Genomic DNA, 4,534 nt, shown 5'->3' with positions numbered 1-4,534 from the left:
GACTATCTCGTAATAAAGGACTTTTACAATGAAAAAACTGTTTTGGTGGAATCTCACTGTTCAAGAAAAGATGAAGCGTTCGTTCATACTAACTCCGATTACAGGTATCCTCCTCTTTTTATTGCTCAACGACTCCAATCTATCTGGACTGCAAGTCTCCGCAATCGTAGTAATCAGTATGACACTCATGCTATTTCAAGGGCTGTATTACAAAAGGAAACTGAATAAGAGTAACGCTTAAGAAATGAATGTTAAGCGTGTGGTTACGTTTGGCGTTCGCGAAATAGGCAAAAAAGCAATATGTAGCACCATAGTCATAACAAATTGCTTAACAGGGACTCCTAACGCTTGGCGAACTCAGTCGTAAATTTAGCTCCGTGTTTATGGCACAATAATTTAGTTGGGTGGTATAGCGTTATCGCCCGTTAGCAAGGCGTTATGTTTCAATCAATTTATCAGTCATAAGGTGCAACATGTTGGACTTTGGAAATTTTCTACCCAAACAGATCGATAATACCTATGTTGGTAACAAGGTAGCACTTTGGTTTTTCTATTTATTGACTGCCATTACGTTATGGCGTAGCCAGCATCATCTGTTTGCGGCAGATGGTGGGGCACAGTCAATAGCTACCATTCCTCTTGATACATACCCATCAGAAGCATCATCTACAGTAATAGGGATATTTGCACTTTGGGGTTTATCTCAATTAATCATAGGTTTTATGTATCTAGTTATTTGCTTACGATACAAAACACTAATACCTCTTATGTACTTCCTTGGTGTCATTGAATACGGAATGAGAGCATTTTATATAGGTACCCATAAACCAATAGAAACTGTAGGTGATGCTCCAGGGGCACTTATTAACCTGCCTTTTATGTTGCTATTTACTCTAATGTTTGTGCTTTCGTTATGGAGAAAGCGCAGTATCGAGGGCTAGAAACATAACAAATTACTTAACAGGGACTCCTAACGCTTGGCGAACTCAGTCACAAACTTAGCTCCGTGTTTAGGGCACAATATTTAAGTTGGGTGGTAAAGCGTTATCGCCCGTTAGCAAGGCGTTATGTTCTATTAAGAAAATCAGTGTATTACCAAATAAATCCAGCCCTTACCCCTACTCTTCTCGGCAATTCGAGTTCGCAATACGCTATAGTTGGACAACTATTCTTTGGCGATTTTAGTTCTCCATTGTTGCCTCATTTGAGGCCTAAGTGGGTGCTTAAATATTGGTAGTGGCATTAAAAATCAGCGCACTGAGTGGCAACGTTTGTAAGTAGTGTGATGACACTCTGAAAACCCAATAGGCATCGCTGCTTCATGCTAAACAAGTCTGCTGCCTGTGGTAAAACATAACAAGTTGTTCAACAGGGACAAAAAAACGCGTGCCATTTTCCGCTTCGCTACAAAGTGTGGCACACTGGTTTTTTGCCCGTTAACAAGGCGTTATGTTCTATCAATAAAGTCATCAGTGCATTACTACAGTACTTCAGCCCTTACCCCTTCCCTTCTCGGCAATTTGAGTTCCCAAAAGGCTATGGTTGGACACCTATTCTTTGGCGATTTTGGTTCTCCACTATTGCCTCATTTTAGCCCTGAGTAGACGCGTAAATCTCGGTGGTGCCGTTTGAAATCTTCGCACTTGGTGGAAACGTCAGTAAGTAGTGTGATGACACTCCGAAAACTCAATAGGCACCGCTGCTTCGTGCCAAACAAATCTACTGCCTGTGGTAAAACATAACAAGTTGTTCAACAGGGACAAAAAACGCGTGCCATTTTTCGCTTCGCTACAAAGTGTGGCACACTGGTTTTTTGCCCGTTAACAAGGCGTTATGTGTATTTACGGTAACAACCGAAACTTAAGCTATGGAGTCGACCTAAATGGACAGATTTGATACCACTTTACTCATACTTAAAACTGGTTTTCCTTGGGCTGTTTTCATGTTCATCTTCATGGGAATAAGTGGTGATAAGTTTGCAGAGGGCTTCTTTAATCAAAGTGTATTTACACACGCCGTAATCTGGCTTATCGGCGGTTTGATTTTTGGTATTCTCGTAAACATTAAAACTATTTGGAAAAGCTTTGGAAACTGAGCACACACATAACAAGTTGTTCAACAGGGACAAAAAACGTGTGCCATTTTTCGCTTCGCTACAAAGTGTGGCACACTGGTTTTTTGCCCGTTAACAAGGCGTTATGTTTCACTATAAATTCAGTGGCTTAAAAGTCCTTTTAGCTGTTCTTTGTCCCTCGGGCTGATTGTTCCGAGTAGACTCAGCAAGTCGGCATTATCGCTTTAAATTCTTGAATTTCTCAGCCCGTAAAATATGCCAAAATTCGTGGGTTGCTTCATTGTCAGGTCGAGTCAGTTGGATTCAAGTTTCTCTGGCTTAAAGCCGCTTTGAGGTTCATTGCCAAGTCACATCCTACCTTGGCAGTAGTCTCGGCAATTCGCCATTGTTCTGCGCTTTGGTTGGAAAGAGAGGGCGCTTGTTGAAAGTAAGTCGGGTTGCCTCATTGGGCAGGGAAGTGTTCATACTTGTTTTGGGTTGGTCGCATTTGGTGGTCAAGTTGGCTCTTGCCTTGTGTTTTGGTTCAGAAAACTAGCTGAAAATTGCAGTTCTTTCTCAAATAAATCATGCATTTGTGGTAAAACATAACAAACAATTTAAGAGTGATTCAGCACGCTTGGCATTTTTGGTTTGAGTCAAGTTCAGTGTTTACGGTGTTCAAATTAAGTGTCGTGGTCGCGTGCTTCACACCTTAATTGGGCGTTATAAGCTAATAGGTGATATATGGATGTTCTATATAAATATATGAGAAAAGAGCATGCGAAACTGCTAATCGAGCAAGGGTCATTGAGAATTGGCACTCTCTATGAGTTTTGAGATGAAGAAAAGCATGGACAAGAAATTGGTGATGATAAAGAAGGAACTAAGTCAACATACATGGGGATAGATCAAGCGAGTTGGTCTACCGCTAATCAGCCTGAGTTTACTAAGTCTTTTTTCAATTTAGCTGAAGGAGCAACACTAAATATTTCAGGTATTACATTAGAAAAACCTCAAAATAGCCCTGATTTCTATATTTATTGTACAACTCATGAGTATGACGAGTCTGCAATGAGAGACTTTGGCTATGATTCGTGTATTGCTATTGAACAACCAGATAAGTTCTTTAAATGTATTAGTAAGTCACTAAAACATAAAGGTGTGTATCAAGGTAGTCATAAGTGTAAGTATCAACCACGAAGAATGCCTCACGACTTTGATTCAGGTGTGCATCCTGCATTGATAAAAGAAAATGAGTATTCTTACCAAAAAGAAGTCAGAAGTATTTGGACTCCAACTAAAGATAAGATTCAGCCGATAATAATTAAATCTAAGAACATTAAAAAGTATTGTCGTATAATCAAAAGCTTATAACAAAGCAATCAAGGTGATGCTTTACACTCGGCGGTTTTGGTATGAAGTTCAGTGCGCTTTGTTGGTTCAGTGGGGCACACCTTATTGCAGGCGTTATGTGAGTCAAAATGGAGTTTGAACATATGTTAGAAGTTAGACCAAATTGTGAATGTTGCGACAAAGACCTTGCTCCAGATTCTACGGAAGCAATGATATGCACATATGAATGCACTTTTTGCGAAACTTGTGTGAATGATATTTTAGAAAATGTGTGCCCAAATTGTGGTGGTGGGTTTGCTTTTCGCCCTATTCGACCAAAAGTTGCGAGAAGAACTGGCTTAAGTATTAGTCATCAGCCAGCCTCAGTTGAAAGAGTGTATACCAAGTATACTATTGAAGAACTTAAAGAGTTCTCTGCAAGAGTCAAACATTTAAAACCAGAAGATCGGTGAATAATAAGTTCACATAACAAAGCGTTTAAGACAGATTCGCAACGTTCGGCATTTTTGGTTTGCTTCAGATTTAGAGTTTACGGCACAATGGTTTAAGTTTGGTGGTCTGCGTTGCTCACTACTTAACGCGGCGTTAGTTGAAGTTCGAAAAACAATAACCAAATGCAATTAATATGAAGGATCTTAGGCTCTAGTAACACACCTGATACACCCTACCCTTCGCCTATCTCGCCAGTGGCACTGGTCGTTTTGCAGTTGAATCCACCTTTAGTAGCTTACTGAAGTGGTGTGAGTGTTAAGTTCTTTGGCGCTGATTCTTTGGTTTGGATTTCACCTTTGCCAGTTTTACTTAGGCACACTTGGTTGTTTGGCTTCATCGTTCACATTCTCTGTAAATTTAATAGTAGCGCTACACTTCTTGCTCATCGGTCATTTCTTCAAGGCCGAGTTCGTTTCGTGCGTTGGGCTGAAATTTTAAGCTGCCAAGTTTGCTTTGGCGCATGAAATCAATAACCTAAAACCCATTGGCTTCTTGGCTTCCAAAGGAAGTGAAGGTGCAGCAACTAACAAGGCGCTCAACAGGGACTCCCAACGCTTGGCCAATTTCATTCAAATCGGCTCCGGTGTTTAGGGCACAGATTTCATGTTGGGTGGAGTGGCGTTGTCGCCCGTTAGC

General features: G+C 40.6%; 5 protein-coding genes. All 5 read left to right on the top strand.

The genetic code is table 11. The features are described from left to right. Positions 1-28: 28 nt before the first annotated feature. The 5 genes from UA76_RS06485 (at position 29) to UA76_RS06465 (ending at position 3,858) form a co-directional block, all read left to right on the top strand. Positions 29-241, top strand: coding sequence for a hypothetical protein (locus tag UA76_RS06485; protein WP_047044164.1), 213 nt, complete (start codon positions 29-31; stop codon positions 239-241). A 232-nt stretch (positions 242-473) separates the two neighbouring features. Continuing rightward, complete coding sequence (locus tag UA76_RS06480; RefSeq protein WP_047044162.1) at positions 474-941, top strand: hypothetical protein; 468 nt, start codon at positions 474-476, stop codon at positions 939-941. 941 nt (positions 942-1,882) lie between these two features. Then, positions 1,883-2,095 (top strand): hypothetical protein, encoded by a 213-nt coding sequence (locus UA76_RS06475; RefSeq protein WP_047044160.1) that lies wholly within the window; start codon positions 1,883-1,885, stop codon positions 2,093-2,095. An 855-nt stretch (positions 2,096-2,950) separates the two neighbouring features. Next, positions 2,951-3,427, top strand: a complete 477-nt coding sequence (locus UA76_RS06470; RefSeq protein WP_047044158.1) for a hypothetical protein — start codon at positions 2,951-2,953, stop codon at positions 3,425-3,427. Between the two features lie 107 nt (positions 3,428-3,534). Beyond that, the gene (locus UA76_RS06465) at positions 3,535-3,858 is read left to right on the top strand and encodes a DUF1272 domain-containing protein (protein ID WP_084705480.1); all 324 of its coding nucleotides are present in this window, start codon (positions 3,535-3,537) and stop codon (positions 3,856-3,858) included. Positions 3,859-4,534 lie beyond the last annotated feature (676 nt).

The sequence above is a fragment of the Vibrio mexicanus genome, assembly GCF_001012815.1.
GTDB classification, from domain to species: domain Bacteria; phylum Pseudomonadota; class Gammaproteobacteria; order Enterobacterales; family Vibrionaceae; genus Vibrio; species Vibrio mexicanus.
The sequence above is the reverse complement of the archived record's forward strand: the minus strand, read 5'-3'. Positions and strand labels throughout refer to the sequence as shown.

What these genes read in the sequence shown, in the direction of transcription:
- UA76_RS06475 (WP_047044160.1), top strand. Translation starts at nt 1,883, where the DNA reads ATGGACAGATTTGATACCACTTTACTCATACTTAAAACTGGTTTTCCT.
- UA76_RS06485 (WP_047044164.1), top strand. Translation starts at nt 29, where the DNA reads ATGAAAAAACTGTTTTGGTGGAATCTCACTGTTCAAGAAAAGATGAAG.
- UA76_RS06480 (WP_047044162.1), top strand. Translation starts at nt 474, where the DNA reads ATGTTGGACTTTGGAAATTTTCTACCCAAACAGATCGATAATACCTAT.
- UA76_RS06465 (WP_084705480.1), top strand. Translation starts at nt 3,535, where the DNA reads ATGGAGTTTGAACATATGTTAGAAGTTAGACCAAATTGTGAATGTTGC.
- UA76_RS06470 (WP_047044158.1), top strand. Translation starts at nt 2,951, where the DNA reads ATGGGGATAGATCAAGCGAGTTGGTCTACCGCTAATCAGCCTGAGTTT.